Source organism: Methylobacterium phyllostachyos (assembly GCF_900103445.1).
Taxonomy (GTDB): domain Bacteria; phylum Pseudomonadota; class Alphaproteobacteria; order Rhizobiales; family Beijerinckiaceae; genus Methylobacterium; species Methylobacterium phyllostachyos.
Genome location: NZ_FNHS01000012.1, coordinates 181,355 through 208,248, shown reverse-complemented (window position 1 = coordinate 208,248; position 26,894 = coordinate 181,355). Strand labels below are relative to the sequence as shown.

Here is a 26,894-nt window from a genome sequence, read left to right as displayed (position 1 = left end):
GAGTTAGGCCAAGCCCGCCTGCCGCAATAACACCCCCGCCCCGGCGCAGAGCGCCAGGGTGGGCAGCGTGCCGAGACCCAGGCGGAACACGGCGAGGATCGCCGCCAGCGTCAGCAGCAGGGCCGCGGGGTCGAGGCTCGCCGGCATCGGCCAATCGAGGCGGAGTGGCCCCAGCGGCACCGTCTCGACCTGCCGGAACAGCGTCCGCAGCCCGAACCAGACCGCGAGATTCAGGATCACCCCCGCCACCGCGGCGGTGATGGCCGAGAGCGCCCCCGCCAGCCGCCGGCTGCCGCGTAGGCGCCCGATGAGCGGCGCGCCGGCGAAGATCCACAGGAAGCAGGGCACGAAGGTCACCCAGGTGGTGAGCAGCCCGGCGAGCGTCCCGGCGAGCAGCGGCGGCAGTGCCCCGGGCGCCCGAAATCCCGCCAGGAAGCCCACGAATTGCAGCACCATGATCAGCGGGCCGGGCGTCGTCTCGGCGAGGCCGAGCCCGTCGAGCATCTCGCCGGGCTTCAGCCAGCCGTAATGCTCCACCGCCTGCTGTGCCACGTAGGCGAGCGCCGCGTAGGCGCCCCCGAAGGTGACAAGCGCCATCTTGGAGAAGAACAGTGCCACCTGCCCGAAGACCGGCGGGATACCGGGCACGAGCAGAAGCGCCGCCACCGGCAGGAGCCAGATCGTGAGCCAGAGCGCCCCCATGCGCAGGGAAGCAGCAGCACCATCCCGCTCCCGCGGCAACATCGCGGCGCCGATGAGGAAGCCGGCCTCGTCCGCCCCCGCATCCTCGGCGGTCGCGTCGGGCCTGCGGCGCGCGAGACCCAGCAGCCCCGCCGCGATCACCACCAACGGGAACGGCACGGCGAGCACGAACAAAGCCGCGAAGGCGGCGAGTGCGATGAACCGGTCGGTGCGGTCGCGCAGCGCCCGCCCGCCGAGCCGCCAGAGCGCCTGAAGCACGATCGCCAGCACGGCAGCCTTCAGGCCGAAGAACAGGCCGGCCACCACGTCGACATGGCCGTACAGCACGTAGAGCCAGCTCAGCCCCATCAGGGCGAGGAGCCCCGGCAGCACGAACAGACCACCCGCGACGAGCCCGCCCGCAGGCCCGTGCATCAGCCAGCCGATATAAGTCGCGAGCTGCTGCGCCTCCGGGCCGGGCAGGAGCGTGCAGAAGCCGAGCCCGTGCAGGAAGCGCCGCTCCGAGACCCAGCGCCGCTCCTCCACGAGGATCCGGTGCATCACCGCGATTTGGCCGGCCGGGCCCCCGAAGGAGAGCGCCGCCACCCGCGCCCAGACCGGGACGGCCTCGGCCAGCGACGGTGCGCTCAGGCTGTCAGCGGCAGCCCCGTCTCGATCAGGCGCGCCCACAGGGACGCTCCGTAGGGCGCGGCGGCGTCGTTGAAGTCGTAATGCGGGTGGTGGAGCGAGGCACTGTCGCCGTTGCCGATGAACATGTAGGCGCCGGGGCGGCGGCCGAGCATGTAGGAGAAATCCTCCGCGGTCATCATCGGCGCCACCGCCCGGTCGACGTTCTCCCCGCCGACCAGCGCCGCGGCGACATCGGCCATGAACTCCGTCTCGGCCGGGTGGTTCTCGGTGACTGGGTAGCTTGCCCCGAACGCAGTCACCCCCGTGGCGCCGAAACCCGCGGCGATCTCCGCCACCAAAGTCTCGATGCGCGCCTTGATCTGGGCCCGCACCGGCTGGGAGAGGGTCCGCATCGTGCCCCGCATCGTCACGGTCTGCGGCAGCACGTTGAACGCCTCGCCGGCATCGAGCGCACAGACCGACACCACAGCCGATTGCAGCGGATCGAGGTTGCGCGCCACGATGCTTTGCAGGGCGATGATGACGTGGCTTGCCACCAGCACGCTGTCGACGGCGTTCTGCGGCAGGGCCGCGTGGCCGCCGCGCCCCTCGATGGTGAGGGTGAACCGGTCGGTGGAGGCCATGATCGGCCCCGGCCGGATCGCGAAGGTGCCGACCTTCATGCCGGGGATGTTGTGCATCCCGTAGACCGATTCGATGCCGAACCGCTCCATCAACCCGTCCTCGACCATCGCGTCGCCACCGCCGCCGCCCTCCTCGGCGGGCTGGAAGATCAGCACGGCGGCGCCGTCGAAATCGCGGGTCTCGGCGAGGTATTTTGCGGCCCCGAGCAGCATGGCGGTGTGCCCGTCATGACCGCAGGCGTGCATCTTGCCCGGCACGGTTGACCGGTAGGGCAGATCGCGGACCTCCTGGATCGGCAGCGCGTCCATGTCGGCGCGCAGGCCGATGGCGCGGTTGGAGGTGCGGCCCTTGCCGCGGATCACGCCCACGACCCCGGTCCGGCCGATGCCGGTCACGACCTCGTCGCAGCCGAACGCCCGGAGTTTCTCGGCGACCACACCCGCTGTCCGCTCGACATCGTAGAGCAGCTCGGGATGGGCGTGCAGATCGTGCCGCCACGCCTGCATCGCATCGGCGAAGGTTCGGATCCGTTCGAGGACGGGCATCGGATCGGGCTCTCGGCACCTGCGGGTCTGGATGCGCCAGCAAAGCCGGGGCCAGAGGCGGCGTCAACGGTTCAGCTTGGGTTGAGCGAACTGGCCGGCTCAGGCTGGGCGGCCCGGTGCCCTGACGCGCCGAAAATCCCTGTCCTTCCATCCGGCCGCCGCCGCCGGGCGCAGACTTCAACCTGTGCGCTACGCATTTAGACAGACTCGACTTATGGTCAAGGTGCGATAGCTTCGCCGCCCTCAACTTGAGGGTGCATCCATGGGCAAGGTCGCGCTTCTGTTCTGCATCTCGATTGCAGCTCCGCTGGTCCTCATCCCCGCGCCGGTTTCGGCAACGCCCGGGATGCTCAACGCGCGGGGATGCCACGGCCACCCGCGGCACTGCCATCCCCGCGCGGAATGGCGGACCAACAGGCGGGGGCGGCCCTACGTGTCCGGCCGCTTCTTCCGGGATTGAGGCGCAGGGATGCGCATCACGCCCCGGGCTGCCCTTGCAGTGGCGGCGCTGTTCGCGGCCACTTGCCTCCCGTTCCTGACCGCGGATGCCGCGCTTGCGCGTGCCTGCTTTCAGCCGGACGAATCGAAGCTGGAAAGCCACCAGCACTACAACAGCCGGCGCGACGGCTGCGAGGTCCACGGCCCGGCCAAGGCCCTCGACGGCACCAAGCCGGAGGGTGCCTCGGCCAAATGCCGCGATGGCACGTGGAGCTTCAGTCACACGCGCAGCGGCACCTGCTCGCGCCACGGCGGCGTCGAGCGCTGGGAGAGCGGTGGCCTCATCGCGCCGCTGCCGGGCGGAAGCGCCCGAACCGCACCCTGGACGCGTCCCTCCATCGCCGCGACGTAGGCGCCCCATCCGGCGCCGGGACCGGTTCACACCCCGGTAAGCGCGGGGTGCGACGATGCCGCCGAGCCCGGGATCCCTGAATGACCAGCCTTGTCGGAACGCCGCCCCGCCGCGCGGAGGCCGGACGCTCACCGTTCGACAGCCCGGCGTTGCTCGTGGTGCTGGCCCTGCTTGCCCTGTTCGGCCCCTACGACCCGCGCAACCTCGCGCCGGTCTTCGATGGGCTGCGCCTGCCCGACACCGACGACATGATGCGCCTCGTCGGCGTCCGTGACCTCCTGGCCGGCCAGGGCTGGTTCGACAGCGTGCAGCACCGGATGCTGCCCCCGGACGGCATCGCCTCGCACTGGTCGCGCCTGATCGATCTTCCGATCGCGGGCCTCATCCTGGCCTTCACGCCCCTGCTCGGCCGCGCAACCGCGGAAGCCGCCGCAGCCGCGCTGTGGCCGTTCCTGCTGTTCGTCCTCTACGGGGCAATGGCCGGCCTCTGGATCCGCCGCCTGTTCGGATGGCGCGCGGCCCTGCTTGTCCTGTTCGTGGCGCCCCAGACCGCCGTATTCTTGAACGTCTTCCGCTTCGGGCGGATCGACCACCACAACGCGCAGCTCTGCGCCGTGCTGGCGATCGGCTTCGCCCTCGCGGATCCGGCCCGGCGGATGTGGTGCGGCCTCCTCGCCGGGGCCGTCGCCGGCCTGTCGCTGGCGATCGGGCTCGAGACCGTGCCGGTGATCGCGGCGGCCGGTCTCCTCGTCCTCGCGGACTGGCTGCTTCACGGCGAGCGCGCCTCCGGCCCGCTCGCGGGCTACGGGGCGGGCCTGTGCGGCGCGAGCCTCCTGCTGTTCGGCCTGCAGACGGCCCCGGCCCTCTGGAGCGTCCCGGTCTGCGACGCGCTGTCCCCACCCTGGCTGATCCTGGGTGCGGGGGCTGCCGCCATCGGCGGGGCGGCCCTGGCGGCGGACCGACGCGGCGTGGGACGGACCGGGCGCTGCCTCCTCACGGCTCTCGTCGGCGCCGCAATGGCCGCCGGCTTCGTCCGGATCGCGCCCGCCTGCCTCGGCGGCCCCTTCGCCGGGATGGATACCCTCGTGCGGACCTCGTGGCTCGATCAGGTGGACGAGATGCGGGCCTTCCCGCAGATCCTGCGCAGCGAACCCGACATCGCGCTCTCCAACATCGTGCCGCTCGTGGCGGCAACCCTCTACGCCGTCGCGATGGCGCTCCGGGAGGCGGCGCCCGCGCGGCGCCGCTTTTTCCTGGTGGTGGCGGCACTGATTGCGCCCGGCACGCTGATCGCCCTCGGTCAGGCGCGGGGCATGTACATCGCGGGCGCCTTCGTGCCGCTGATGGGGGCGATCGCGTTGGATCGCGCCATCCTGTCGCTGCGCACGCCCGGTTCGAGCCTGCACCGGCTGGCGCTGTTCCTCCTGGCCATGACGATGCTGGGCAAGGTCTGGGCGATCGCCATCGACCTGCCCACGCGCCTGCTGGCGCCAGCCGCTGCTGGGGCGCAGACCGCATCCGACACGAATTGGAAGACCTGCACCGCACCCGCCGCCTACGCGGCCCTCGACCGCCTCCCGCCGGGGCTTGTGCTCAGCAGCATCGATCTCGGGCCGGCCATCCTGTTGATGACGCATCACGCGGTCGTGGCGGCACCGTATCACCGCAACCTCATCGGGCTGCGCGCCGCGATCGAGGCCTCGGAGGGTTCCGAGGAAACGCTGCGGCGCGTGATCCGAGCACGCGGCGCCGACTATCTGATGCTTTGCACCGCCGCCCTCGACCGGGCCGAGGCGGGCAAGCCCGAGCCCTTCGCCACCGAGCTCGCCCGCGGCACCGAACCGTCACCGGACTGGCTCACCCCGGTCAGCGACATGCCGGGCGGCTCGGCGCTCAAGGTCTGGCGCGTTCGGCACGATTGAGGACACTCTGACCCCGGAGGCCGACGCCCCCGCCGCAAGCCGGGGCGATACCGATCGCGCCTATCCTCCGGCGTCCGCCGGGAGGCGGACGCGCAAATCACGACGAGATTCGCCCTCAAGCCGCTTCCAGGGGGGACGCTGTCGCGTGGGTTGGCGCCGCACCGCCAGCCCGGCGCAGCCGTAGAGCGTTGCCGAGGACGAAGACGCTGGAGAACGCCATGGCGCCGGCCGCCAGGATCGGTGACAGGGCCGGCCCGCCGAAGGGCACCAGGACGCCCGCCGCGACCGGGATCAGCGCGGCGTTGTAGGCGAAGGCCCAGAACAGGTTCTGCCGGATATTGGCCATGACCGCCCGGGAGAGCACTAGCGCGTCGACCAGGCCCCCCAGGGCGCCCGACATCAGCACCACATCGGCACTGTCCACGGCGATATCGGTGCCGGTGCCGATGGCGAGCCCGACATCGGCCTCGGCGAGCGCCGGGGCATCGTTGATGCCGTCGCCGACGAAGGCCACCGGCCCGTACTCAGCCCGGAAGCGCTGCACCGCCTCGACCTTCCCGCCCGGCAGGACACCCGCCGCCACGATATCGATGCCCAGGCTCTTCGCCACGCCGGCGGCGGCGCCGGGGTCGTCGCCCGTCACCATCGCGACCGCGAGCCCGCGCGCCTTCAGCGCCACCACCGCCGCGCGGGCGCCCCCCTTCACCGGATCGGCCACTGCGAGCACCGCGGCGTGACGGCCGTCGAGGACGAGGTGGATCGGGCTCCGGCCCTCGGCCGCCAGACCCTCGGCCCGGACGGTAAGATCGGGGTCCCGGGCGATGCCGAGGCGGTCGAGGTAGCGCGGCGCGCCGAGCGCCACCGCCCGGCCGGCGACCCGGCCGGAGACGCCGAACCCCTCCACCGCCGTGAAGCTCTCCGGCTCGGGCACGACAAGGCCCCGGCCGCGCGCCGCCGCCACGACGGCGCCGGCCAGCGGGTGCTCGGACCGGGTCTCCAGACCGGCCGCGAGCGCCAGCGCCGCGTCGTCGGAGATCCCAGTCCCGGTCAGCAGATCGGTGAGTTCGGGGCGCCCCTCCGTCAGGGTGCCGGTCTTGTCGAGGGCGACGACGCGCACGTCGCGCAGACCCTGCAGGGCGGCTCCGTCGCGGAACAGCACGCCCCGTACCGCCGCCCGGCCGGTGCCCACCATGATGGCGGTCGGCGTGGCGAGGCCCATCGCACAGGGGCAGGCGATGATCAGCACCGCCACTGCGTTGACCAAAGCCGTCCCCAGGGCGGGGGCCGGACCCAGCAGCAGCCATCCCAGGAAGGTCAACGTCGCAATGCCGATCACCGCCGGCACGAAACGTCCGGTGATCCGATCGACCAGCGCCTGGATCGGCAGCTTGCCGCCCTGCGCCCGCTCGACCAGGGCGGTGATCTGCGCGAGCACGGTGGCGGCGCCCACGGCGTCGACCTTCAGGTCCAGGCTGCCGCGTCCGTTGACGGTACCGCCGACCGTCCGGTCGCCCGGCACCTTTCGGACCGGGGCCGGCTCCCCGGTCACCATGCTCTCGTCGACCTGGCTCGTGCCGGCGATCACCACGCCGTCGGCGGCGACGCGCTCGCCGGGGCGCACCCGAACCACATCGCCGAGACGGAGCGCGGCGAGCGGCACTTCCTCTTCGGCATCGTCGCGGACCACCCGAGCCGTCTTCGGCGCGAGATCCATCAGCCCCGCGATGGCCTGCCCGGTCCGGCCCTTGGCCCGGGCCTCCAGGGTCCGGCCGAGCAGGATCAGCGTGACGATCAGCACGCTCGCCTCGAAATAGAGATGCGCGGTCCCCGCCGGCAGCAGCCCGGGGGTCAGGGTCGAGACCAGGGAGTAGAGATAGGCGGCCCCCGCCCCGAGGGCCACGAGGGCGTTCATGTCCGGATGGCCGCGGAGCAGGCCCGGCACCCCGCGCAGGAAGAAGCGGCGGCCGGGCCTGGCGAGGACCAGGGTCGCCAGGATGGCCTGGACCCCGGCGGTGACGGGTCCGCCATGCAGGCCGGGCAGGAGGTGGCCGCCCATGTCCAGGATCACGACGGGCGCGGAGAGCAGCGCGGCGGCGATCAGGTCGCGGCGCAGGATCCGGCTCTCCTCCTCCCGGCGCGCGGCCGGATCGCTCCGCGTTTCCGCGTCGAGGGGCTGCGCCGCGTAGCCCGCTTCCTCGACGGCTGCCACCAGATCGGGGATCGCCACCAGTCCCTCGGGATGGCGGATCGCGGCGCGCCCGGTGGCGAGGTTGACGCTGGCGCCGGTCACACCCGGCACTGCGGCGAGCGCCTTCTCGACCCGACCGACGCAGCTCGCGCAGGACAGGCCTTCGATGACCAGCAGGCTCTCGACCTCGGGCACCGGATAGCCCGCATCCGCCAGCGCCGCCGCAGCCTCGACCGGGCCAGCGCCTCCGTCGAGAACCAGACTGGCCCGGTTGGTGGCGAGGTTGACCGCCACGTCCCGGACGCCCGGCAGCGCCGCCAGAGCCCGCTCGACCCGCCCGACGCAGGAGGCGCAGGACATGCCGGCGACGGGGAAGTTCAGCGCCCTGGAACTCGGCGAGCCGGAGGATCTGATCGCGGTATTCATAGTCCTCAACATGGGGATGACTCGGGTCAGTCGGCCAGGGGCTCGCTGGAAGTTGAGCTGCTGGGTCCGCTCAGCCTGGCAGCGGATCCCGAGTCGGGTTTCCCTTGCTCCACCTGTCCGGAAAACGGCGGCGCCGTGAAAGGGCGCACCCCTTGTCCTGGCCTGCGCAGCGACAACCGAGTGCGCCCCGGGAAGCCTGCACGGGAGTTTTCCTGAAGCGGCTCCGTTCCCCGGCCGCTGGTTGTGAGATCGGGCGCCTTCGGCCAAGCTCAGTCCAGGTCGGGAGATCAGGGACGACGATGGCCGAACCGCTGACGATCTACGGCGATCCGGGCTCCGGCAATTGCCTGAAGGTCAAATGGGTAGCCGAGCATCTCGGCATCCCGGCGACGTGGCGGGACGTTGACGTCCCCGGTGGCGGGACGCGCAGGCCCGACTTCCTGGCCCTCAATCCCGCAGGGCGGGTGCCGCTCGTGGTCTTCGCCGACGGCGCCGTGCTGTCGGAGTCGAATGCCATCATCATCTGCCTGGCGGAGGGCTCGGCCCTGATCCCGCGGGCACCCTTCGACCGGGCGCGCATGCTGCAATGGATGTTCTGGGAGCAGTACAGCCACGAGCCCTACATCGCGGTCCGCCGCTACCAGCTCCACTACCTCAAGCGGTCGCCGGACGATCTCGACCCCAAGCTTGCCGAGCGGGGTGGAGACGCGCTGCGGCTGATGGAGCGGACACTCGGACCCTCTGCCTTCCTGGTGGGCGACGCCCTGACGCTCGCCGACGTCGCCCTCGTGGCCTACACCCGGATGGCCCACGAGGGCGGTTTCGACCTTGCGGACTATCCCGCGATCCGGGCCTGGATCGAGCGGGTCGAGATCGGGCTTGGCATCGGCCCCTACGCCACGCCGGCCTGATCGGTGGCCGCCGGCCGCGTGGCGGACGCGCCGTATTCAGGCAGGCTGACCCGAACGACGGTCCCCTGCCCCACCGTACTCTCGATGGCGAGCCGACCCCGGTGGCGGTTGAGGCTGTGCTTGACGATGGCGAGCCCCAGGCCGGTGCCGCCGCGTGCCCGACTCGACGCGACATCCACCCGGTAGAAGCGCTCCGTCAGCCGCGGGATGTGCTCGGGCGGGATGCCTGGTCCGTCATCAGTTACCGATAGCACGATCCGGCGGCCGAGCCGGGGATCGTCCTCCCGGGCCAGCCCGACACTGATCCGGCCGCCGCCATACTTCACGGCGTTCTCGATGAGGTTCTCGATCACACGAGCCAGTTCGTCGGCATCGCCGGGGACGCGGTAAGGGCCGGCGCCGTCCTCGAACCGGACGGTGGCGCCCCTGGCCTCGGCCGGGGGGCCCTGCGCATCGACCATCTGACGGGCGAGCGCCCCGAGATCGACCACGGCGGTCGGCGCCACGTGCTCGCGCAACTCGATCCGCGACAGCGACAGAAGGTCGTCGATCAGCCGGGTCATGCGCAGGGCCTGGACGCGCATGATTTCCAGGAACCGCTCACGCGCCTGCGCGTCCTCGCGGGCAGGGCCCTGGAGGGTCTCGATGAAGCCGATCAGGGTGGCGAGCGGCGTGCGCAGCTCGTGGCTCGCGTTGGCCACGAAATCGACCCGCATCGCCTCCAGGCGGCGAGCCGAGGTGAGATCGCGCAGGAACAGAAGCGCGTTGACGCCCGAGCCGTCCGGCATCGGCAAGGCGCCGATCTGCACCTCGAAGGTGCGTTCCAGCGGCACCCGGGTCGACAGAGCGACGCGGCGCGGGACGCCGGAACTGAGCACTGCCTCGATGCCGTCGAGCACCTCCGGGTCGCGCAGCGCGAAGGACAGGGGCCGGGCGTGGTGGAGGGCCGGCAGCAGGGCCCGGGCGGCGGGGTTCGCCTCCATCACCAGGGTGCGCCGGTCCACCAGGATCACGGGATCGGGCACGTGGGCCAGGAGCGCTTCGGCGACCGCATGGCGCTGCGCCGTAGCCGCCGGGCGCAGCGGCGGGCTGGTGCGGCCCCGCCCCCCGAGCCAGCCGCCGAGGCAGACGGCGCCGAGGCCTGACAGGATCAGGGGGAGATCGAGATGCCCGGCGAGTGCCGTGGCCAGGGCGAACAGCCCGGCCGCGATCGCGGCCCCCATCCAGGATTCAGAGCTGCGCAGGGGTTCGGACATGGCGGATCGGCCGGATCGGTCAGCGGGAATCCGACCCGTCGCGCCACCCGCGTCCGGACGGACCGGCCGTCCCCTCCGGGGGGCCGGAATCGCGCGCGCCGCCCGCGCGCTTCACGATCTCATAGAGGCCGAGCATGGCCAGAGCAGTCACGAACGGCACCACGTAGTAGCAGCCGCGGAACAGCAGCAGCGAGGTCAGCACCTCGTTGCGCGGCAGGCTCGACAGGGCGAGCAGGATCGTCGCCTCAAACACGCCGATGCCACCCGGCGCGTTCGAGGCGATGCCCAGCATGGCGGCGAGCACGTAGACCGCCAGGAAGGTGGTGAAGGCGATCGTCGTCTCCTGCGGCAGCAGCACGTAGAGCACCGCCGCCGCCGCGCAGACATCGCCGATGCCGACGAGCATCTGGCCGATCGACACCGAGGCGCCGGGCAGTTCGAGCCGCCAATGCTTGACGGTGATGCTGCGCTTCTTGGCCGAGACCCAGGCGAGATAGCCCAGCACCAAGGCGAGGGCGACGAGACCCACCGTCTGGTTGATCCGGATCGACGTGAAGGCGAGCCCGGCGAGCTGACCCGCCTCTATGATCAGGCTCAAGCCCAGGACCACGCCCATGCCGAGCCAGAAGGTGAAGCCGGCGATCACCGTGAGCGCCGCGATCTTGGGCGTGGTCAGACCCTGCCGGGAATAGATCCAGTAGCGGATGGTGCCGGCGGTCAGAAGCGGGAAGCCGAGGGTGAAGCTCACCGCATAGCTGGTGAACGACGCAAGCGCCGTGATCCGGTAGGGCACCTTGATTCTGAGCTGGCGCAGGGCCAGCGCGTCGTAGCCGGTCAGGAACAGGTAGCTGATGCTGACGAACAGGAAAGCCAGGCCGAGCTGGCGGCCGGTCGCCGCCGCGATCGCGCTGCGCACCTCCGCCCAGCTCACGCTTTGAACGAGCTTCCAGAGGACGCCGAGGGAGACCGCGAACAGCACGATGCTGGCGGCCGTGCCGATCCAGGCATAGCGGTTGCGCCGGCTCTTGCGTTTTGCGGCCGAGGCCTCCTGCTGGACCGGCTCAACCGGCTCGGCCGGTTTCCGGTGCTGATCCTGAAAATTCATGCCGTTCGGCGTCCGCCCTTCCGGCTGCGCGGTCCGGCCGCAGGGCATCAGCCCGTGCCGAAGTCTCCCGGACCGCGGCCCGTTGCCCCGCATGTAGGCCGAACCCACGCGCAAGGCCAGGGAAGGTGCCGCCGGAACGGATCCTCTATCCTCAGCCGGTTGCCCGAGCGAGGAGGGCGGCCGCCTCGCCGAGGCCCCACCGAATCCGGGCCGGCACCGCCGGCGACGTGCAGACGTAGGTCGGGCTCGGATGCGGTATCCGGATCACTGGCAACCCGGGACGCAGCGCCGTGATCGCCGGCTCGGCCTCAGCGGCATAACGGCCGGCCAGGACCGCCACGGTGAGGCGCGGCAGCAGATCGAGGAGCGGCGCCAGATAGGGGGCGGCCGCCAAAACCTCGGTCCGGCGGGGCGCGCGGTTGAGGGCGCCCGCCTGATGGATCAGCCACGGCACGGCGTTCCAGATCAGGGTGTCGGCCCGGGGAATCTTGGCCTCGGCGAGGAAGCGGAACAGGTTGGCGGCCGTGCCGTTCGCGCTGTCGCGAGTGACGAAGCCGGTGCACAGCACGGCCGGGCCGGGCGTCTCCAGCAGGAGCAGCATCCGGGCGCCGACGCCACCGTCCAGCGGGTCAGGTATGGGGACGGGGGCGGCGCGCTCGGCGGAGATCTGCGCGGCGAGCGCCCGGATCGGCGCGATGTGCGGCGCCTCGATCAGCGCGCGGCGGGCCGCCAGGGCGTCGGGATCGGCCAGCGATTTCGGCGCGTGCGGCTCAGCCGGCATCGAGACCGGGGATAGCCGCACCGAGCCGACCCGAGAGGCGGAAGCACTCGATGCCGTTCTCCCGGGCGAGCCGCGCGTCGAGGCCCGCCGCGCCGCCGAACTGGAAGCCGATCTGGCTCGCATAGGCCGCGCAGGCGGAGCGTTTCCGGGCCTGGGCGTCCGGATCGAGCGTCACCGTCGCCTCGGGAAGCTCCGCGAACAGAGCCGCGAGCGGCTCCCGGGGCGCAGCCTCGCGCACCGTGTAGGGGAAGTCGCGCCACCACAGGATCGGCGGTCGCGGATCGAGGCCGCGCAGCGCCCGGACCGCCTGGACGTGATCGACATGGCCGCCGATTGCCTGCGGAGCGAGGAGGAGATCCGGTGTCTGCGCGGCGATCAGCTCCGCGATGGCAGGTGCGAGGTCGGCCGCGATGCCATCATCCGGGCGGGTCTCGGAAAACAGCTCCGGCGCCGAGCCATAGCCCCGGTGCGGCGCCTCCCGGAACGGCAGGTGCACGGGCGGGGCAATGCCGAGTGCGACGGCGGCCTCGATGTCTTCACCCCGACGCAACGCCATGTAGTCGATCTCAGCCGACAGGCCCTTGTCGAGTTGGCAGGCCAGCGCGAAGCCCTTCGGATCGGCGACGCTCCCGGTGAACAGGGTCGCCATGACCACCCGCCAGCCGCCCTGCGCGAGGTGCGCCAACAGGCCGCCGCAGGAGAAGGCCGCGTCGTCGAGATGGGGGGAGAGGGCGAGCGCGGTTGGCATGGGATCGCCGGGCCTCAGAGCAGATGCGGCTCAGCGCGGAAGCGGCAGGTCGGATCGTAGGGCAGGTCTTCGGCGAAATCGGTCGCGGGCTTCTCGTCGCGGACGCGGGCGTAGACCTCCATGATCTGCCGCCCGACCGCGTGCCACGAATAGACCCGCCGGCACTCCTCCAAGCCGGCCGTCGCGATGCGGCGACGCAGGTCGGCGTCCGTGATGATCCGGGTCAGCGCAGCGGCCTGTGCCGGCACGTCGCCCGGATTGACCAGCAACCCGTTCTCGCCGTCGCGCAGGCAGTCCGAGACGCCGACCGCGTGGCACGAGACCGTGGCGAGCCCGGCCGCCAGCGCCTCCAGGATCGTGTTGGAGAAACCCTCCGCGTAAGTCGGCGAGACGAACACGTCGGCGCGGCGGTAGAGATCGGGCACGGAACCGTATTCCGCGTAGCCCGTGAAGGCGATCTCGCGCTCCGAGAAGGCGTGCTCCGCGGCGAGGGCTTTGGCCGGATCGACATCGGGCCCGATGCCCGAGATGGTGGCGGCGAAGGGCGTGCCCTGCGCGCGCAAGAGCGCCAGGGCCTCGATGAAGTCGAGCACACCTTTCCGGCGGTCGACCCGGCCGTGATAGAACAGCCGCACCGAACCGGCATGGGGGGCCGGCAGCCCGTCGGGCGTCCCCTGCGCGAAGCGGTCGGTGTCGACCGCGCCGGGCACGATGGTGAAGCGGGCCGGGTCCGAGCCCAGCCGCCCGCAGACCTCGTCCACGAAGGACGCGCCGCCGATCAGCAGCGCGTTGGCATGGGCCAGCACCTCGCACATGGCGACCCGGTGGGTCTCGCAGCACGACCCGACCCAGTGCCCGTCGCCGCCCTGGATCGAGACGACGCTCGGCACCCCGAGCTTGCGGGCGGCGAGCAGGACTGCCCAGCCAGTCGGGTAGCCGTACTGCGCGTGCAGGATGTCGAAGGGCTTTTGGGCGTGCTCCTGGGCGATGGCGTCGACCATCGTGGCGATGTCGCGCTCGAAGTCGCCGGAGGTCTGCTCGCCGAGCTGTTCGAGGCCGATCACCCGCACGCCCGGCACCGGCGGCGGCGGGCCGCCACCGTAGACCCGGGTGCCGAAGGCATCACCGCGATACTGGGAGATCATCGTCACGTCGTGGCCGGCGCCGGCCAGCTCGCGCAGCAGATTCTGCGCGTAAACGCTCATGCCGGATATGGCCGGAAAGTAGCGGCGGCTGAGGAAGAGGATTCTCATGGCCGTGCGCTACCGGAGGCCGCAATCTGGCGGTTTCCCCTCCCCCTTGCGGGGAGGGGTGGGGGTGGGGGTGGTGCAGAAGGCACCATCGCGCTCGATCCTGCGCCACCCCCACCTCCGGCTCCTCCCCGCAAGGGGGAGGAGAGAACGTTCGCCGCCCTCACTGCCATTGCCGCCGCGTCTCCTGCTCGCCGGCGAGCAACGGCCCGGGGCGCCGGCAGCCGCGGAGGTAGTCGAGCGCCTGCGGGATCATCACGTCGGCCCGGTGGCTCTCGCGGGACAGCTCGACGCAGATCAGCTTGCCGAAGCCAACCTCTTCCAGCGCCTCCAGCACGCCGGGCACGTCCATGTCGCCCTCGCCGAACGGCAGGTGGATGTGGCTGCCGCGCTTCATGTCCTCGATCGCCACGGTGCCGATCCGGTCGGCGAATTCCCGCACGGCCGCCGCCGGCTCGCGCTCGCCGGTGACGAGGCAGTGCCCGGTATCAAGGGCGAGCTTCAGCCCCGGAATGTCGAGGGCGGCGTAATCGTCGAGCGTTTCGATCAGCATGCCGGGCTCGGGCTCAAGGCACGGCACCACTCCAGATTCCGTGGCGAAGGCGGCGACCTCGTGCAGCCCCTCGGCCAGCCAGCGCCGGGCCTCGCCGTGATCGACGCCCGGCTTCGGTACCCCGGCCCAGAACGAGACCGCCTCGGCGGAGAGCATGGCGCCAATTTCGACCGCCCGCTTGAGGAAGCCAACCCGCCGGGCGCGGCCCGCGGCATCGGCCGTCACCAGCGTCGGCTCGTGCTTGGCGTTGGGGTCGAGCAGGAAGCGGGCCCCCGTCTCGATGACGCAGGTCAGTTCCAGCTTCTCCAACAGGCTCGCCACGCGGCCCGCTTCCGTCGCCCAGGCATCGGCGAACGGGTCGAGATGATGGATGTCGAGGGTCAGCGCCACGCCGTCGTAGCCCGCGGCCTTGATCAGGTGGAGCGCGTCGTCGAGGCGGTGGTTGGCCGCGCCGTTGGTGTTGTAGGCGAACCGGAGCGTCATGCCGCCCTCCCCTGCCGCTGACCGAGGCGGAACGGCGCGTGGTGCGATTCCGGCTCGCGGTAGAGCGGATAGTGCCGCCCGACGATCCGCTCGGCCAGCGCGGTATCGAACAACGGCTGGCCGCCGAACCGCTCCAGGGCCTCCGGCGTGAGGCGAACCGGGCGCAGCGTCTCGCTCTTGGTGCCGAACTTGATCAGCGGATGGTCGCGGTCGAGGAGCTTCTGCGTGTTGCGCTCGCCGATCCGGTAGTAGCTCATGGTCTCGACCTCGAGCCCCGGCACAATCGCCTTCACGACGCCGACCCCGCCACCCGGGGGCGTGCAGTCGACGTACAGGACGTCGAACCCGGCTTCGAGCAGCCGATCGCAGGCGATCTTGCCCCGCGCATGGCCGTCGGCGGCCGGGGTAGAAGGCAGATCCGAGAAGCGTTTGGTGCTGCGCTCGGAATAGACGGTGTCGGTCAGCACGCCGCGCAGATCGGCGGCCGGCATCTCGATCCATTCGAGCATCGCCTGGAGGGCGCGGCTCTCCTCAAGGTCGAGGCTGGGCAGGGCTTTCTGGATGAACGCATCGACATAGCCCGGCGGGGTCACGGTGGCGGCCATGTCGAGGGGGCCGTGTCCGAAGGTCTTGCGGACTCGGGCGGCCTGGAATTCCAGAAGCGCCTTGCGCAGGGCCCGGTCCCGATCCGGATCGCAGGCCTCGCCGCAGGCCGAGAGGGCGATCGGCGCCGGGGTGCGAGAGGGGTCCTCATCGTAGCCGACGACGTAGAGGTTGGTCAGACCGAACTGATCGGTGGCGAATTTCGGCAGCGCCCGGATGCCGAGCTCCCTCAGCCGCGCCAGCATCGCGCGGTTCTCCGGGCCGATCCCGTCGAGGTCGAGCATCACCCCCTGGTCGAGCGCCCGGAACAGCAGGCCGTTGCCGTCCCGCTGGAGCAATTCCAGCACGCCGTGGCCCAGCGCGAAGGGTACGTCCGGGCCGGCGCCGAGGCCGTTGGTGATCAGATTGGTGAAGGGCTTGTAGCCCTCGGACAGCTCGAAATAGTCGGTGGCTGCCACGTCGAGCGGCATCAGCACGATCTCGCCGGTGGCGTGGCGGACGCTCGGCGTCCATTCGAGCACCGTGTCGCGGCCGACCGGGGAGCCGGCCGGGAGGCAAAGCGTCAGCGGGTCGGCGACGGAGTTCGCACCGTAGACGCGGGCGAGGTCGGTGTAGCTCGCCCGCTCCTTGGCCCGCGGCAGCACCGCGAGCGACGGCATCAGATTCTCGGCGATCTCGGCCACCGCGCCGATCAGCGCCTCGTCGTCGGTGGCGCCGTAGCCGATGCCCGAGGGCATTGCACCGACGAAGAACGGGTCGTCGAGGAACAAGGCCACGAACCAGACCGGGATGCCGGTGCGGTCGAGGGGCGCCAGCGGGAAGCCGACGATGCGCCCCTCCGGCAGGACGTCGAGATAGGCCTTGACCGGATCGGGCAGGGACTCGGGCAGGCCCTCGATCGGCCGCTTGGCGCCGAAGCGGTAGGGGCGTGGCGCCTTGATCCGCTCGTGGCGGGCGCGATCATCCTGGTCGTGGAAGGCGTCTGCGTTGCTCACGTCGTGTTTCCGTCTTCCTCGAACCGTCGCCTCCGGCCCATCCTCTCCATTCCCCTCATCCAGAGGTGCCGGAGCGCAGCGGAGGCCTCGACGGAGGGCTCCAGGGATCGCGGCGTCCTCTGGAGGGCTCCTTCGAGGCCCGCTGGCGCGGGCACCTCAGGATGAGGGGTTGGGAGGGAGAGGCCTGGGTTGGTTCCGTGATCGAATATCCTGTCCGCTACCCCTGCCCGTAGGCCCGGGCGACGAGCCGCATCGTGTGAAGGTCACGGGACGCCGAGTAGGCACCCCGCTCCTCGGGCCGGCGCAGGGCCGAGCCGAAGGCGCGCACCTGCTCGGTGAAGGGCGAGCTCTCGACGTCGAAGGCGAGCGGCTCCGCGCGGCCGCTGGCGCCGTCGATGAAGGTCAGCGACCCGCCGGCAACCTGGCCCATCGTGTTCTCGGCAACGAGCATCCCCTTCGTGCCGACCACCTCCAGGCGGCGGCGGGGCAGCGCGTCGGGGCAATTGTAGGCGACGTGCAGGCTCGCCAGCGCACCGCCCGCGGTCTGCCCGATCAGCAGGGCGCCGTCATCGACCGCGTAATCCTGGGCCTTGGTCTGGGTCAGGGCCGCGATCGCGGTGATCGGCTCGCCGACCAGAAAGTCCACCAGGTCGATCCCGTGCGGCGCGAGGTCCATCAATGCGCCGCCGCCGGCCTGGGCGGCGTCGATCCGCCAGTTCGGCTGGCCGGCCTCCGACCAGTCGCGCCCGAGCCAGCACGCATAGACGATCCGCACCGCCGTCACCGTACCGAGCCGCCCCGCCTCGACCTGCGCGCGGATCATCCGATGGGCCGGGTGGTGGCGCTGGTCGAAGGCCGTCCCGTAAAAGATCTTTTGTGACTCGACGGCTCGGGTGATGACCTCGGCGTCGCTCAGTGTCGCCGCCATCGGCTTCTCGCACAGGATCGCCTTGCCCGCGGTGGCAAGCGCCTCGACGGCGCCGCGGTGCAGGTGGTTAGGCGTCGCCACGTAGACGGCCTCGACCTCGGGCTCGGCGATCAGGCCGGCGAGGTCGGCATGGCCGCGGGCACCTGCCCGCTCCGCCGCCGAGCGGCTCGTCGGATCGGGATCGCAGACCGCGACCAGCCGATGCCCGGCGGCTCGGATCCCGGGCTCCATGTAGTCGCGGGCGACCCAGCCGTAGCCGACGATGCCCCAGCCGACCCCGTCCATCACCACCGCTCCGGCAGGTCGACGAACTCACGAACGCGAACGCGTTGGGTCTCCGGCGCGTCGGGCTCGCCCTCGAAGGTCAGCTGCTCGGGGCCGGGGGAGTGCAGTGGGTAGGTGGCGCGGGGCGCGTATTCCGCCTCGTAGCGCTCCGAGGGCCAGCGGATGACGTAGCCGTCACCCTCGGGCGCATAGAGCGGGTTGAGCCGCAACACCGTGCCGGGCTTCGGCAGCGTCAGACCGTCGATCAGGGCGCGGGGCGCCGGGCGCATCCCGGGTCCGCACACCACCGAGAAGGCCTCGCAGGTCCGCAGGGCGGTGGGCTCCTGCGGCGCCGGTGCCCGGACCTCGACGAGCGCCCGGGTCAGCTCCGCATCGTCGTACACCAGGGCGTCGGGGAAGAGGTCCGCGATCTCCTCGGCCGTCACCGCGCGGCCGGCCGAGAAGCCCGGGCAGTCGCGGTTGTGGATGTGGCTCAGCGCGAGCCAGCCGTCGTCGCCGGCATTCTGGCGAAGGTTTTCCAGCAGGGCCGCCTTGTCGTCGAGGAAGTAGAAGGCGTCGTTGCAGGCGACGAGATCGACCGGCGCCCCCGGGATCGGCCAGTGCGGCGAGCCCGCATCGAAGCAGACGAGCTGCGCTTTCTCGGCGACGACCCAGTGACGGGCAACCCAGAGTTTGGCGAAGACCACGTCGGCCCCCGCGACCTTACAGCCACGCCGCTGCAACTCGCGCAGATAGTGGCCGATGCCGCAGGCGAACTCGAAGACACAAGAAGGCTCGTTCCAGTGCGCCTCAAGCAGCGACAGCCCGGCCAGGAAGGTCGGATCGCTCCAGCGATGCAGGAAGTAATCGCCGACCCGGCCCCAGCCGAGGCGGTCGACCGCATCGCGCAGGGTGGCGGTGCGCCGGTCCTTGACGAGCTGGATGATCCCGGCCGGGTCGGCGGGCGGACCGTTCCACCAATCGTCCTGATCGACCAGCAGGGCGGCCAGCGCCTCATCGGGCTCGCCCGCGTCGAGATGGGCCAGAACCCGCTCGACCAGTGCCTCACGGTTGACCCGCAGATACGGGATCCCGTCGATGACGGGCCAGCGTGCACCGGTCTCGGCGTCCCGCAGGGCGTGCGGGCCGTCGGCCTTCAGCGGATTGCCGGTGTCCGGCGCTTGGAGTTCGAACGGGATCATGGCTCTCGCGACCGCCCGGGCAGATGGGCCGCGGGGTCCGGCGATCAAGGGACGTGCGCTCAAGGGATGCGCATGTCGGCGAGGACGCGATCGTGAAAACCCTTCACCGGCCCGGCATGGACCAGCTCCCACTCGTCAAGCACCATCCCCATCGTGGTCGAGGCGCCACGTAGGTGCTGGGCGATCTGGAGCACACGGTCGATGCAGTCCGCCGCGTGGAAGGCGCGGCCCTCGCCGGTGGCGTCGTCCGGCAGCACCGCGCGGGCGCGCTCGACCTGGCCCCGCAGGGGTTCGGCGAGTTCGGCGAGCGCCCAGGCCGTGGTGGTGGCCATGATCGGGCCGAGATGGTCGCCGAGCAGCATCTCACCGGTGAAGCCGGCATCCGGCATGGCGGCGTTGTGAAAGTGGTGGGCCATGGCGGCTAGGAAAACCGTGCCAGGATCGGCCCGGTAGAACGGGCTGAGGCACACGCCGTAGACCGCCACGATCAGGCAATGCTCGGCGTGGTTCTCCGGCGGCTCGAGCAGAATGCGGGCACGGCCGGGACAGGTCACGCCAGCCCGCGGCTGCTGCGCCAGAGCGGTGACGAAGCCTGGCAGGGCACCGGGTTGGGCTGCGGGACGCGGGGAGAGGCGCGCCCGCAGGCGATCGCGGAGCGCGGGGTCGAGCGCGTCGGTCACAGCGTCGAAACCCGCGACCAGTACCGCGGAAGCCGCCTCCTCCGAGAGGCCGGCCGCGGTCAGGAAGGCGGCATCGAGATCGCACAGGCGCGTCGCCGCGAGCGTCGTGGCGGTGATATCGAGGGCGACATCATCAGGCGCGGCGCCGCCAGTCAGGAGCCCCCACCCCTGCGCGAACAGCCTCTCGGCGATCGAGCCCGTGCGGCCCGCAGAGCGGACGCGCTTGAGGTCGTTCATCTCGACCAGAAGGTCGCGCAACGCTTCGGGCGCGGCGGCTCCGGGTTGGGACGGATGGGTCTCGCTGGACATCGTTTCTTTCAGGCAACCAGTCGCAGTTCGGACGGTGACCACATCTCGAACCGCCGACCTTCGGGCGTGAACACGCGGATCCCCTCCCCCTTGTGGGGAGGGGTCAGGGGTGGGGGTCGTGCAGACGGCACCGCTCCGCCTGGTCCTGAACCACCCCCACCTTCAACTCCTCCCCGCAAGGGGGAGGAGAGTTCGCGCAGTGCTGAGACCTCAACCTTCGTTCAGTGCACGCCGAGCCAATCCCGCAGCATCTGCTCCTGCTTGCCGAAGGCATGCTCCGGCCCTCGGCCGTTCTTGACCATCGGCGCCTTGAAGAAGGTCGAGAGCTGCTCCTGGACGCCGCCGTCGCCGCGGGTGTGAGCGAGGTCGAGCACGCGGGCGATCTCGATGACGAGCGGGGCCGCCAGGATCGAGTCCTTGCAGAGGAAGTTCACCTTCACCTGCATCCGCTGACCCATGAAGCCGGTGACGTCGATGTTGTCCCAGGCTTCCTTGTCGTCACCGCGCGGGCGGTAATAGTGGATGTGCACGAGGTGGTCCTCGACCGGGTAGCCGAGGATCGAGTCGAGCACCGTACCCTTGGTGTTGAGCTTCGACTGGAGCGAGTTCGGATCATTCAGGGCGAGGCCGTCGCGGTTGCCGAGGATGTTGGTCGAGAACCAGCCATCGACGTGGAGCGCACGCGCCTTGAAGGCGGGGGCCAGCACTGTCTTCATCATGGTCTGGCCGGTCTTGCCGTCCTTGCCGGCCACCGGGACGTTCAGCTCCTTGGCGAGGTCGAGGAGCGCCGGTACGTCGGCCGCCACGCTCGGGGTGAAGTTGGCGTAGGGGATGCCGCTCTTGATCGCCGCGTAGGCGTAGAGCATCGCGGGCGAGATCGCCTCGTCGCTCGAATCCAGGCCCTTCTCGAAGGCGGCCGTGGAGTTCAGGGTCGGGTCGTTGAGGTCGGGCCAGCGCTCGGTCGAGGCGAGGTTCACGACAACCACGTCGTCGAGGTTGCTCTCCTTCTGGAAGCGCCGCAGATCGTTGGCGATGACCGAGACCGCCTCGCGGTGGTCCTTGGCGACGATGCGGTTCTGGCCGTCGATGTTCTTGCAGAACTTCGCGCTGCCGACCGCCGGCCAGGGCGTGATGCCCTTGAGGGCCTCGGCGCCGTCCTCGATATCGTCCTTCGAGAGGACGCCGTGGCCGCTGGCGGCGGTGGCGAGGTCGTCGCCGTTCAGGTCCCAGCCTCCGAAGACAAGGTCCTTGTAATCGGCCATGCCCGCCACGGAGAGGCCGGCGAGCGGCAGCCCGTCGAGCCGGTTCGAGCCGGATTTGATCATCTCGATGCCGGCGATGGCAGTGGTGGCGACAGCGCCACCCATGCCAACGAACGCGACACCGACGCGGCGACCGGACTGCATGCTCATTGGAAATAGATGTCCTTGTGCGGACGCGGGTGGCGTCTTGAAGGGTCCGTCCTGGGACGGAAAGTTCGCCCCCCCGGGGCCGTACCTAACTGGCTCATCGCTGCGGCGTTCCAACCCGAATGCGACAACTTTGCCCCTCGCAGATACACATTCCTTGCAAGACGACGCCCTGTCCGTTGCGAGGGAACTCATCAAAACAAGAGCTTGGCGCCGGCTTCGCGTGTAACGGCCCCGCTCTGAATTGCGGCGATCCGCATCCTTAAAGCGCAGCTAAGGCGCACGGTTAACCCTTCGTTGACCGTGCCACGCTTGGATCACGGGGTCGTCCCATTCTGGTCACGGCCGGCGCCGATACGGCCGCCGCTCAAAAGAGCCCGGCCGACAGACGCCGGGCCGACGCAAGGACCGATCTGAAGAGGATTGAGGATGGGGGTTTTCCCGGAGCCGGCGCGCTGCGCCGACGACGTGAGCCGACTCGTGCCCAGCGCGAGCCGTTTCGAGGATGAAGCCGTGGCGTGGCTGCCGCGGGCCGGCCGCAAGATGGGGCGCCGGTCTGGCCGTGATCGGCTTCGCCAGGTCTCCGGGACGCTGGTCCTGGGCCTCGCCGCCGGGTTCGGCTTGCCGCAAGCCGCCATCGCGCCCGCCTATTTCGCCCCGCCGGCCCAGGCCCATGACCGGGTCGATACGAGCCCACGCGCCGCCCAGGCCCTCGCGTCCGGAACCCGGGCACAGGAGACGGCGACGCCGGAGCCCTCGGCTCAGGATATGGCCCTCCGCTCGACGCTCGATCAGGATCTCCCGGAGGAGACACGGCGCGAGACGCAGCAGGACGCATCCGCTGATCCGACATCTGCGTGGAACGGCCTGCCCGTGCCGGAGCAGGAGCCGGCGACGACGACCCTGATCCAAGACGACCTCGCCGCCCTGCCGCGGGTGACGCAGGCGCAGGGCGAGGACGCCGTGCGGTTCGGAGAGCGCACCGTGCCGCGCAAGGTGGTGGACACGATCGTGAAGGCCTCCGACGAGGCCGGCGTCGATCCCGTCTACATGATGGCGCTGGCTGACAAGGAATCGAGCTTCGACACGGACGCCAAGGCCGCGACCTCCTCGGCGCAGGGTCTGTTCCAGTTCGTCACCCGGACCTGGCTGGAGATGATCCGCGATTACGGCGCGCGCTACGGGCTGTCCGAGGAAGCCGCTGCCGTGAAGGGCCGGGGCGCTGGGATCACGGTCGCCGGCACCATGCGGGCACGGGTGCTCGGCTTGCGCAACGACCCGCGCGTGGCGGCCCTGATGGCGGCCGAGCTGATCAAGCGCGATCGCGAGCGGATCGAGGCCCGCGTCGGGCGTGCCCTGACCAAGACCGAGCTCTACCTCGCGCATTTCCTGGGCACGGCAAGCGCCGGCCGCTTCCTGTCGCTCTCCTCCGAGAAGCCCGACGAGGTGGCGGGACACGAGTTCCGGAGCGCGGCCCGGGCCAACCGCAGCCTGTTTACCGAGAAGGCCGGCGGCAAGCGCCGCAGCCTGACGGTGGCGGAACTGCACGACCGGCTCGACGACATGATCGACCGGCGGCTCACCCGCTACCAGGGGGTCGCCGCTGTGGCTGAGGCGCTCGACAAGGCGCAGGCCCAGACGGATGTCGCCAGCACCGACGAGGTGGCTCCGGCTGTGAGCAACCGCCGCATCGAGGTGACCGAAGCGCTGCCGCCGGACGGTGTGTGACGACCGTTCCGCTTCTCCCTCCTCCCCCCTCTGCGGGAGAGGGACAGAAGCGGAAGCCGTCGGCGCCTCAATGCCCCCCGGCCGGCGCGCCACCGCCGAGCTTCACGCTCTTCAGGCTCAGCGCGATCGGCACCGCGCAGACGGCCACCAGCCCGAGCACCCAGAAGACGTCGATATAGGCCCAGTAGGCGACCTGCGTGCTCAGAACGCTGCCGATCCAGGCGGTCGCCTGGTTCTGCGCCTCGACACCGGCATAGCCGTGCTCGGAGAAGTACTGCGTCGCTTGGCGCATCGTCTCCTGATAGGCGGGCTCGGCCGGGTTGATGCTCTCCACCAGCCGGCTCTGATGGAACTGGCTCCGATAGGCCAGGATGTTCTGGGCGAGCGAGACACCCATCGAGCCGCCGACATTGCGGGCCACGTTGATCAGCGCCGAGGCCTGATCGGTCTGGTCCTTGCGGATCCCCTCGTAGGAGGCCGAGGTGATCGACAGGAACACCATCGGCAGGCCGATGCCGATATAGACGCGCGACCACGCGAAGAACGCGAAGGTCGTGGTGCCGTCGAGCCGCGTCAGGTCGTACATGCCCAGCGCCACGATGGTCATCCCGGTGGCGATCAGCCATTTCGGCTGAATGTAGGCGGAGACGCGCCCGGTGAGGAACATCATCACCACCGTGACGATGCCGCCGGGGCCGAGCACGAGGCCCGACAGGGTGGCGGTGTAGCCGTAATATTCCTGCGTGATCTGCGGGATGAACTGCGTGGTCGAGATCAGGATCGCGCCGGTGAACATCATCACCACGAAGCAGGATCCGAACTGGCGGTTGCCGATGAGGCGAAGGTCGACCGCCGGATTCTTCGTGTTCAGGAGCCACGGGATCATGGCGATGAACGAGATCACCATCAGCACGCCGGAAACGTTCATCAGCGTCGAGGTGCCGAACCAGTCCTTCCGCTGGCCCTCGTCCAAAATCACCTCCAGCGAGCCGAGGAAAACGGCGACCAGCAGGAAGCCCACGATGTCGAAGCGGATCCCCTTGCGCACCAGGGCGCGGCGCTCCTTCTTGGCCGCGTCGCTGTCCTCGATCAGCCAATACATCAATCCGAGGGCGATCACGCCCACCGGCCCGTTGATCAGGAAGCACCAGTGCCAGGAGGCGTTGTCGGACAGCCAACCGCCGAGGGTCGGGCCGATCACCGGCGCAACCACGATGGCGACGCCGTAGAGCGCGAAGGCTTGCCCGCGCTTCTCGGGCGGAAAAGAATCCGCCAGGATCGACTGCGCCAGCGGCGCCATGCCGCCGCCGCCGAGGCCCTGGAGGACGCGGAAGAACAGGAGCGATTCCAGGCTCCAGGCGAAGCCGCACAGGATCGACGAGATCGTGAACAGCCCCACCGACCACATGAAGAAGGCCTTGCGGCCGTAGCGTTTAGCCAGGAAGCTCGAGGCCGTGAGCGTGATCGCGTTGGCCACGAGGTAGCTCGTCACCACCCAGGCCGCTTCGTCGGGCCCGACCGCGAGGCCACCCGAGATGTAGCGGAGCGCCACGTTGGCGATCGTGGTGTCGAGCACCTCCATGAAGGTCGCGAGCGCCACGACGCCCGCGATCAGCCAGGGATTGTGCCCGCCCGGCGCCTTGTCAGACGATGCCCCGCCGGCCACGGCGCTCACCGTACCGTGACGGTCGGGACGATCGACATGCCCGGGCCGATCGCGACATCCGTCGGCCAATCCTTGACGACGATCTTCACCGGGATGCGCTGCGTCACCTTCACGTAATTGCCGGTGGCGTTCTGCGCCGGCAGCAGGCTGAAGGCGGTGCCGGAGCCCGGCTGGACCGACGCCACGGTGCCGTGGATCTTGCGGCCCGGATAGGCATCGATCGCGAGATCGACCGGCTGGCCCGGGCGCATGTCGTTGATCTGCGTCTCCTTGAAGTTCGCGGTGACCCAGATGTCGTCGGGCACGAACATCGCCAGGCTCTGACCCGCCTGGGCGAGTTGGCCGATGCCGCCGGTGAGCCGCACCACGCGGCCCGACTGGACGGACCGGACCGTCGTGTAGCCGAGATTGAGTTCCGCCTGCTCGACCTGAGCCTGGTCGCGGGCGAGTTGCGCCTGGGTCGAGGCCTTCTGGGCTTCCAGAGAGCCGATCTGCTTCTGCGCCGCCACCACGCTGGCATTGGCACTCTGAAGCGAAGCCTGGCGCTGCTGGAGCGTCGAGGTCGCCGACTGCGATTGCTGGATCGAGCCCGATCCACGATCAGCGAGGTCCTTGTAGCGGGCCGCGTCCTCCTGGGCGAACTTCAGCGCCGCCTGGGCAGTGGCGACCTGCGCCTTCGACACGTCGATATTGGCGTTCTGGGCCTGGATCTGGGCATCGATGTTCTTGATCGCGGCCTGATCGGCCTCCACCTGCGCCTTCGCCTGATCGAGGGCGATCGCGTAGTCGCGCTGGTAGATCTGGAACAGGATCTGGCCGGCTTCGACGTGCTGGTTATCGGTCACCGGCACGTCCACGAGATAGCCGCCCACCTTCGGTTGGACCGCGATGCTGCGGGCATCGACGAAGGCGTCGTCGGTATTCTCGTACGGGTGCATATAAAGCAGCCAGTAGAAGAAGATCCCGACGCAAAGGGCGACCACGGCGAGGCCGCCGAGCAGGAAGGCCCAGGGGTGGCGCCGCAGGACGTTGGGACGGCGCTGGTCGCCTTCCTCGTCGTCTCCGGGCTCGTCCTGCGCCGCGTCGCCGTCACCCTTGGCCGGCTGATCCGCGTCGTCGGAGCCGGGTTTCCGTGCGGTCTCGCGGTCCCGGTCGGTCCGACCGAGGTCCAGGACGTCACGAGCCGGGACGTCGTGATCGCCGGCGTCGGCCCGGCCATCGACCGGCCGCGCGCGCGCGCCAGCGTCGGAGGCCTGCCGCTGATCGTCAAACATGGGAAGTCGTCGCCCGATGGGCCGATCGCCTCGCGGCGACCGGGCACTGCACATCGCCCGCCTCGCCGTGCAAAAGCCGGCCGCGGGCGCAAGGTTCCATGTCGTGATCTCAGCCCACAGGAACGGTTGCCGCAGTGCGGCGTTCTGGGCCCGAAACCTCTGCCGTTCACGGCATCAAGTTCTCGGAGTCTGGCCATGACCAGCAGTTCTGCACCGCGCCGCGGGCCGGCAGGAAGCTCGCCCAGCGGCATCCCCCTCGTCGGTGTCGCCCGCCTCGACGCCATGAGCGCGGCACTCGCCCGCAACTGGTGGCTCGTTGCCCTGCGCGGCGTCATCGCCATCCTGTTCGGCGTCATCGCCTTCGTCGCGCCGCAGGCCTTCGTCCTCTCGCTCGTCCTGTTCTTTGCCGCCTACACGTTGACCGACGGCATTTTCGCGATCCTCGGCGCGATCCGGGCCGCGCAGCACCACGAGCGCTGGGGCTTTCTGCTCCTCGAGGGCATCGTTGACATCGTCGTGGCAGTCGCCGCCGTGCTGGTGCCCGGCGCTGCCGTCTGGGCGTTCGTGCTCTTGCTGGCGGCCTGGGCCCTGGTGACCGGGGGCCTGATGATCGCGGCGGCGTTCCGCCTGCATCTGCATTACGGGCGCTGGTGGCTGATCCTCGGCGGTGTCGTCTCGATCCTGTTCGGGATCGCGCTGATCATCAATCCGGGTGTCTCGGCCCTGGTGCTGACATGGTGGATCGGCGGCTACAGCCTCGCCTTCGGCGTGCTTCTGCTGATCCTGGCGTTCCAGCTCCGGAGCCGGCACGGCGCCGCCGGACAGCCGTTGCCTCCGGCCGGGCGGTGAGCCGGGCCGGCAC

At 70.4% G+C, this 26,894-nt stretch carries 21 protein-coding genes; 5 read left to right on the top strand and 16 right to left on the bottom strand.

Translation table 11 applies throughout. The features are described from left to right. Positions 1–3: 3 nt before the first annotated feature. The gene (chrA, locus tag BLQ49_RS19965; protein ID WP_091718855.1) at positions 4–1,371 is read right to left on the bottom strand and encodes a chromate efflux transporter; all 1,368 of its coding nucleotides are present in this window, start codon (positions 1,369–1,371) and stop codon (positions 4–6) included. Continuing rightward, positions 1,329–2,501: a M20 aminoacylase family protein gene (locus tag BLQ49_RS19960; RefSeq protein ID WP_091718853.1), complete on the bottom strand. Its 1,173-nt coding sequence runs from the start codon at positions 2,499–2,501 to the stop codon at positions 1,329–1,331. The genes chrA and BLQ49_RS19960 overlap by 43 nt, the downstream gene beginning before the upstream one ends. 469 nt (positions 2,502–2,970) lie before the next feature. Between BLQ49_RS19960 and BLQ49_RS19950 the strand changes: the two genes are divergently transcribed. Continuing rightward, complete coding sequence (locus BLQ49_RS19950) at positions 2,971–3,351, top strand: DUF3761 domain-containing protein (RefSeq protein ID WP_091718849.1); 381 nt, start codon at positions 2,971–2,973, stop codon at positions 3,349–3,351. An 80-nt stretch (positions 3,352–3,431) separates the two neighbouring features. Further along, complete coding sequence (locus BLQ49_RS19945) at positions 3,432–5,273, top strand: hypothetical protein (RefSeq protein ID WP_091718847.1); 1,842 nt, start codon at positions 3,432–3,434, stop codon at positions 5,271–5,273. A 115-nt stretch (positions 5,274–5,388) separates the two neighbouring features. Here BLQ49_RS19945 and BLQ49_RS19940 read toward each other — a convergent pair whose 3' ends face one another. Then, a complete protein-coding gene (locus BLQ49_RS19940; RefSeq protein WP_091718845.1) occupies positions 5,389–7,887 on the bottom strand; it encodes a heavy metal translocating P-type ATPase in 2,499 nt (832 codons plus the stop codon). 299 nt (positions 7,888–8,186) lie between these two features. Between BLQ49_RS19940 and BLQ49_RS19935 the strand changes: the two genes are divergently transcribed. After that, positions 8,187–8,798, top strand: coding sequence for a glutathione S-transferase family protein (locus BLQ49_RS19935; RefSeq protein ID WP_091718843.1), 612 nt, complete (start codon positions 8,187–8,189; stop codon positions 8,796–8,798). Here the strand turns inward: BLQ49_RS19935 and BLQ49_RS19930 are convergent. The 11 genes from BLQ49_RS19930 to BLQ49_RS19880 form a co-directional block, all read right to left on the bottom strand. Beyond that, the gene (locus tag BLQ49_RS19930) at positions 8,780–10,054 is read right to left on the bottom strand and encodes an ATP-binding protein (RefSeq protein ID WP_091718841.1); all 1,275 of its coding nucleotides are present in this window, start codon (positions 10,052–10,054) and stop codon (positions 8,780–8,782) included. The two genes, BLQ49_RS19935 and BLQ49_RS19930, sit on opposite strands and share 19 nt — an antisense overlap. 19 nt (positions 10,055–10,073) lie before the next feature. After that, positions 10,074–11,159, bottom strand: a complete 1,086-nt coding sequence (locus BLQ49_RS19925) for a lysylphosphatidylglycerol synthase domain-containing protein (RefSeq protein ID WP_091718929.1) — start codon at positions 11,157–11,159, stop codon at positions 10,074–10,076. A gap of 151 nt (positions 11,160–11,310) precedes the next feature. Continuing rightward, positions 11,311–11,940, bottom strand: coding sequence for a uracil-DNA glycosylase (locus tag BLQ49_RS19920; RefSeq protein WP_091718927.1), 630 nt, complete (start codon positions 11,938–11,940; stop codon positions 11,311–11,313). Further along, positions 11,930–12,688, bottom strand: a complete 759-nt coding sequence (locus tag BLQ49_RS19915; RefSeq protein WP_091718839.1) for a PIG-L deacetylase family protein — start codon at positions 12,686–12,688, stop codon at positions 11,930–11,932. The genes BLQ49_RS19920 and BLQ49_RS19915 overlap by 11 nt, the downstream gene beginning before the upstream one ends. 14 nt (positions 12,689–12,702) lie before the next feature. Then, positions 12,703–13,941 (bottom strand): glycosyltransferase family 4 protein, encoded by a 1,239-nt coding sequence (locus BLQ49_RS19910; protein ID WP_091718837.1) that lies wholly within the window; start codon positions 13,939–13,941, stop codon positions 12,703–12,705. 160 nt (positions 13,942–14,101) lie between these two features. Next, entirely contained in the window at positions 14,102–14,974 is an 873-nt protein-coding gene (locus BLQ49_RS19905; protein WP_091718835.1) for a sugar phosphate isomerase/epimerase family protein, read from the bottom strand. After that, positions 14,971–16,572 carry a YcaO-like family protein gene (locus BLQ49_RS19900; RefSeq protein ID WP_091718833.1) on the bottom strand — a complete coding sequence of 534 codons (1,602 nt, stop codon included), beginning with the start codon at positions 16,570–16,572 and terminating at the stop codon, positions 14,971–14,973. The genes BLQ49_RS19905 and BLQ49_RS19900 overlap by 4 nt, the downstream gene beginning before the upstream one ends. A gap of 217 nt (positions 16,573–16,789) precedes the next feature. Beyond that, on the bottom strand, positions 16,790–17,785 hold the full coding sequence (locus tag BLQ49_RS19895) for a Gfo/Idh/MocA family protein (protein ID WP_091718831.1): 996 nt from the start codon (positions 17,783–17,785) through the stop codon (positions 16,790–16,792). Then, on the bottom strand, positions 17,785–18,966 hold the full coding sequence (locus BLQ49_RS19890) for a class I SAM-dependent methyltransferase (protein ID WP_091718829.1): 1,182 nt from the start codon (positions 18,964–18,966) through the stop codon (positions 17,785–17,787). The genes BLQ49_RS19895 and BLQ49_RS19890 overlap by 1 nt, the downstream gene beginning before the upstream one ends. 59 nt (positions 18,967–19,025) lie before the next feature. Then, complete coding sequence (locus tag BLQ49_RS19885) at positions 19,026–19,955, bottom strand: HD domain-containing protein (protein ID WP_091718827.1); 930 nt, start codon at positions 19,953–19,955, stop codon at positions 19,026–19,028. A gap of 221 nt (positions 19,956–20,176) precedes the next feature. Further along, the gene (locus tag BLQ49_RS19880; protein ID WP_091718825.1) at positions 20,177–21,367 is read right to left on the bottom strand and encodes an inositol-3-phosphate synthase; all 1,191 of its coding nucleotides are present in this window, start codon (positions 21,365–21,367) and stop codon (positions 20,177–20,179) included. A gap of 426 nt (positions 21,368–21,793) precedes the next feature. On the opposite strand from BLQ49_RS19880, the gene BLQ49_RS19875 reads away from it, so the two are divergent. Then, on the top strand, positions 21,794–23,092 hold the full coding sequence (locus tag BLQ49_RS19875; protein ID WP_091718823.1) for a transglycosylase SLT domain-containing protein: 1,299 nt from the start codon (positions 21,794–21,796) through the stop codon (positions 23,090–23,092). A 67-nt stretch (positions 23,093–23,159) separates the two neighbouring features. Here the strand turns inward: BLQ49_RS19875 and BLQ49_RS19870 are convergent, their stop codons facing one another. Next, complete coding sequence (locus BLQ49_RS19870) at positions 23,160–24,767, bottom strand: DHA2 family efflux MFS transporter permease subunit (RefSeq protein ID WP_091718821.1); 1,608 nt, start codon at positions 24,765–24,767, stop codon at positions 23,160–23,162. Beyond that, positions 24,764–26,032 carry an HlyD family secretion protein gene (locus BLQ49_RS19865; protein ID WP_091718819.1) on the bottom strand — a complete coding sequence of 423 codons (1,269 nt, stop codon included), beginning with the start codon at positions 26,030–26,032 and terminating at the stop codon, positions 24,764–24,766. Before BLQ49_RS19865 ends, BLQ49_RS19870 begins: the two co-directional genes overlap by 4 nt. A 195-nt stretch (positions 26,033–26,227) precedes the next feature. Between BLQ49_RS19865 and BLQ49_RS19860 the strand changes: the two genes are divergently transcribed. Further along, a complete protein-coding gene (locus BLQ49_RS19860) occupies positions 26,228–26,881 on the top strand; it encodes an HdeD family acid-resistance protein (RefSeq protein WP_091718818.1) in 654 nt (217 codons plus the stop codon). The last annotated feature ends 13 nt before the right edge of the window (positions 26,882–26,894 follow it).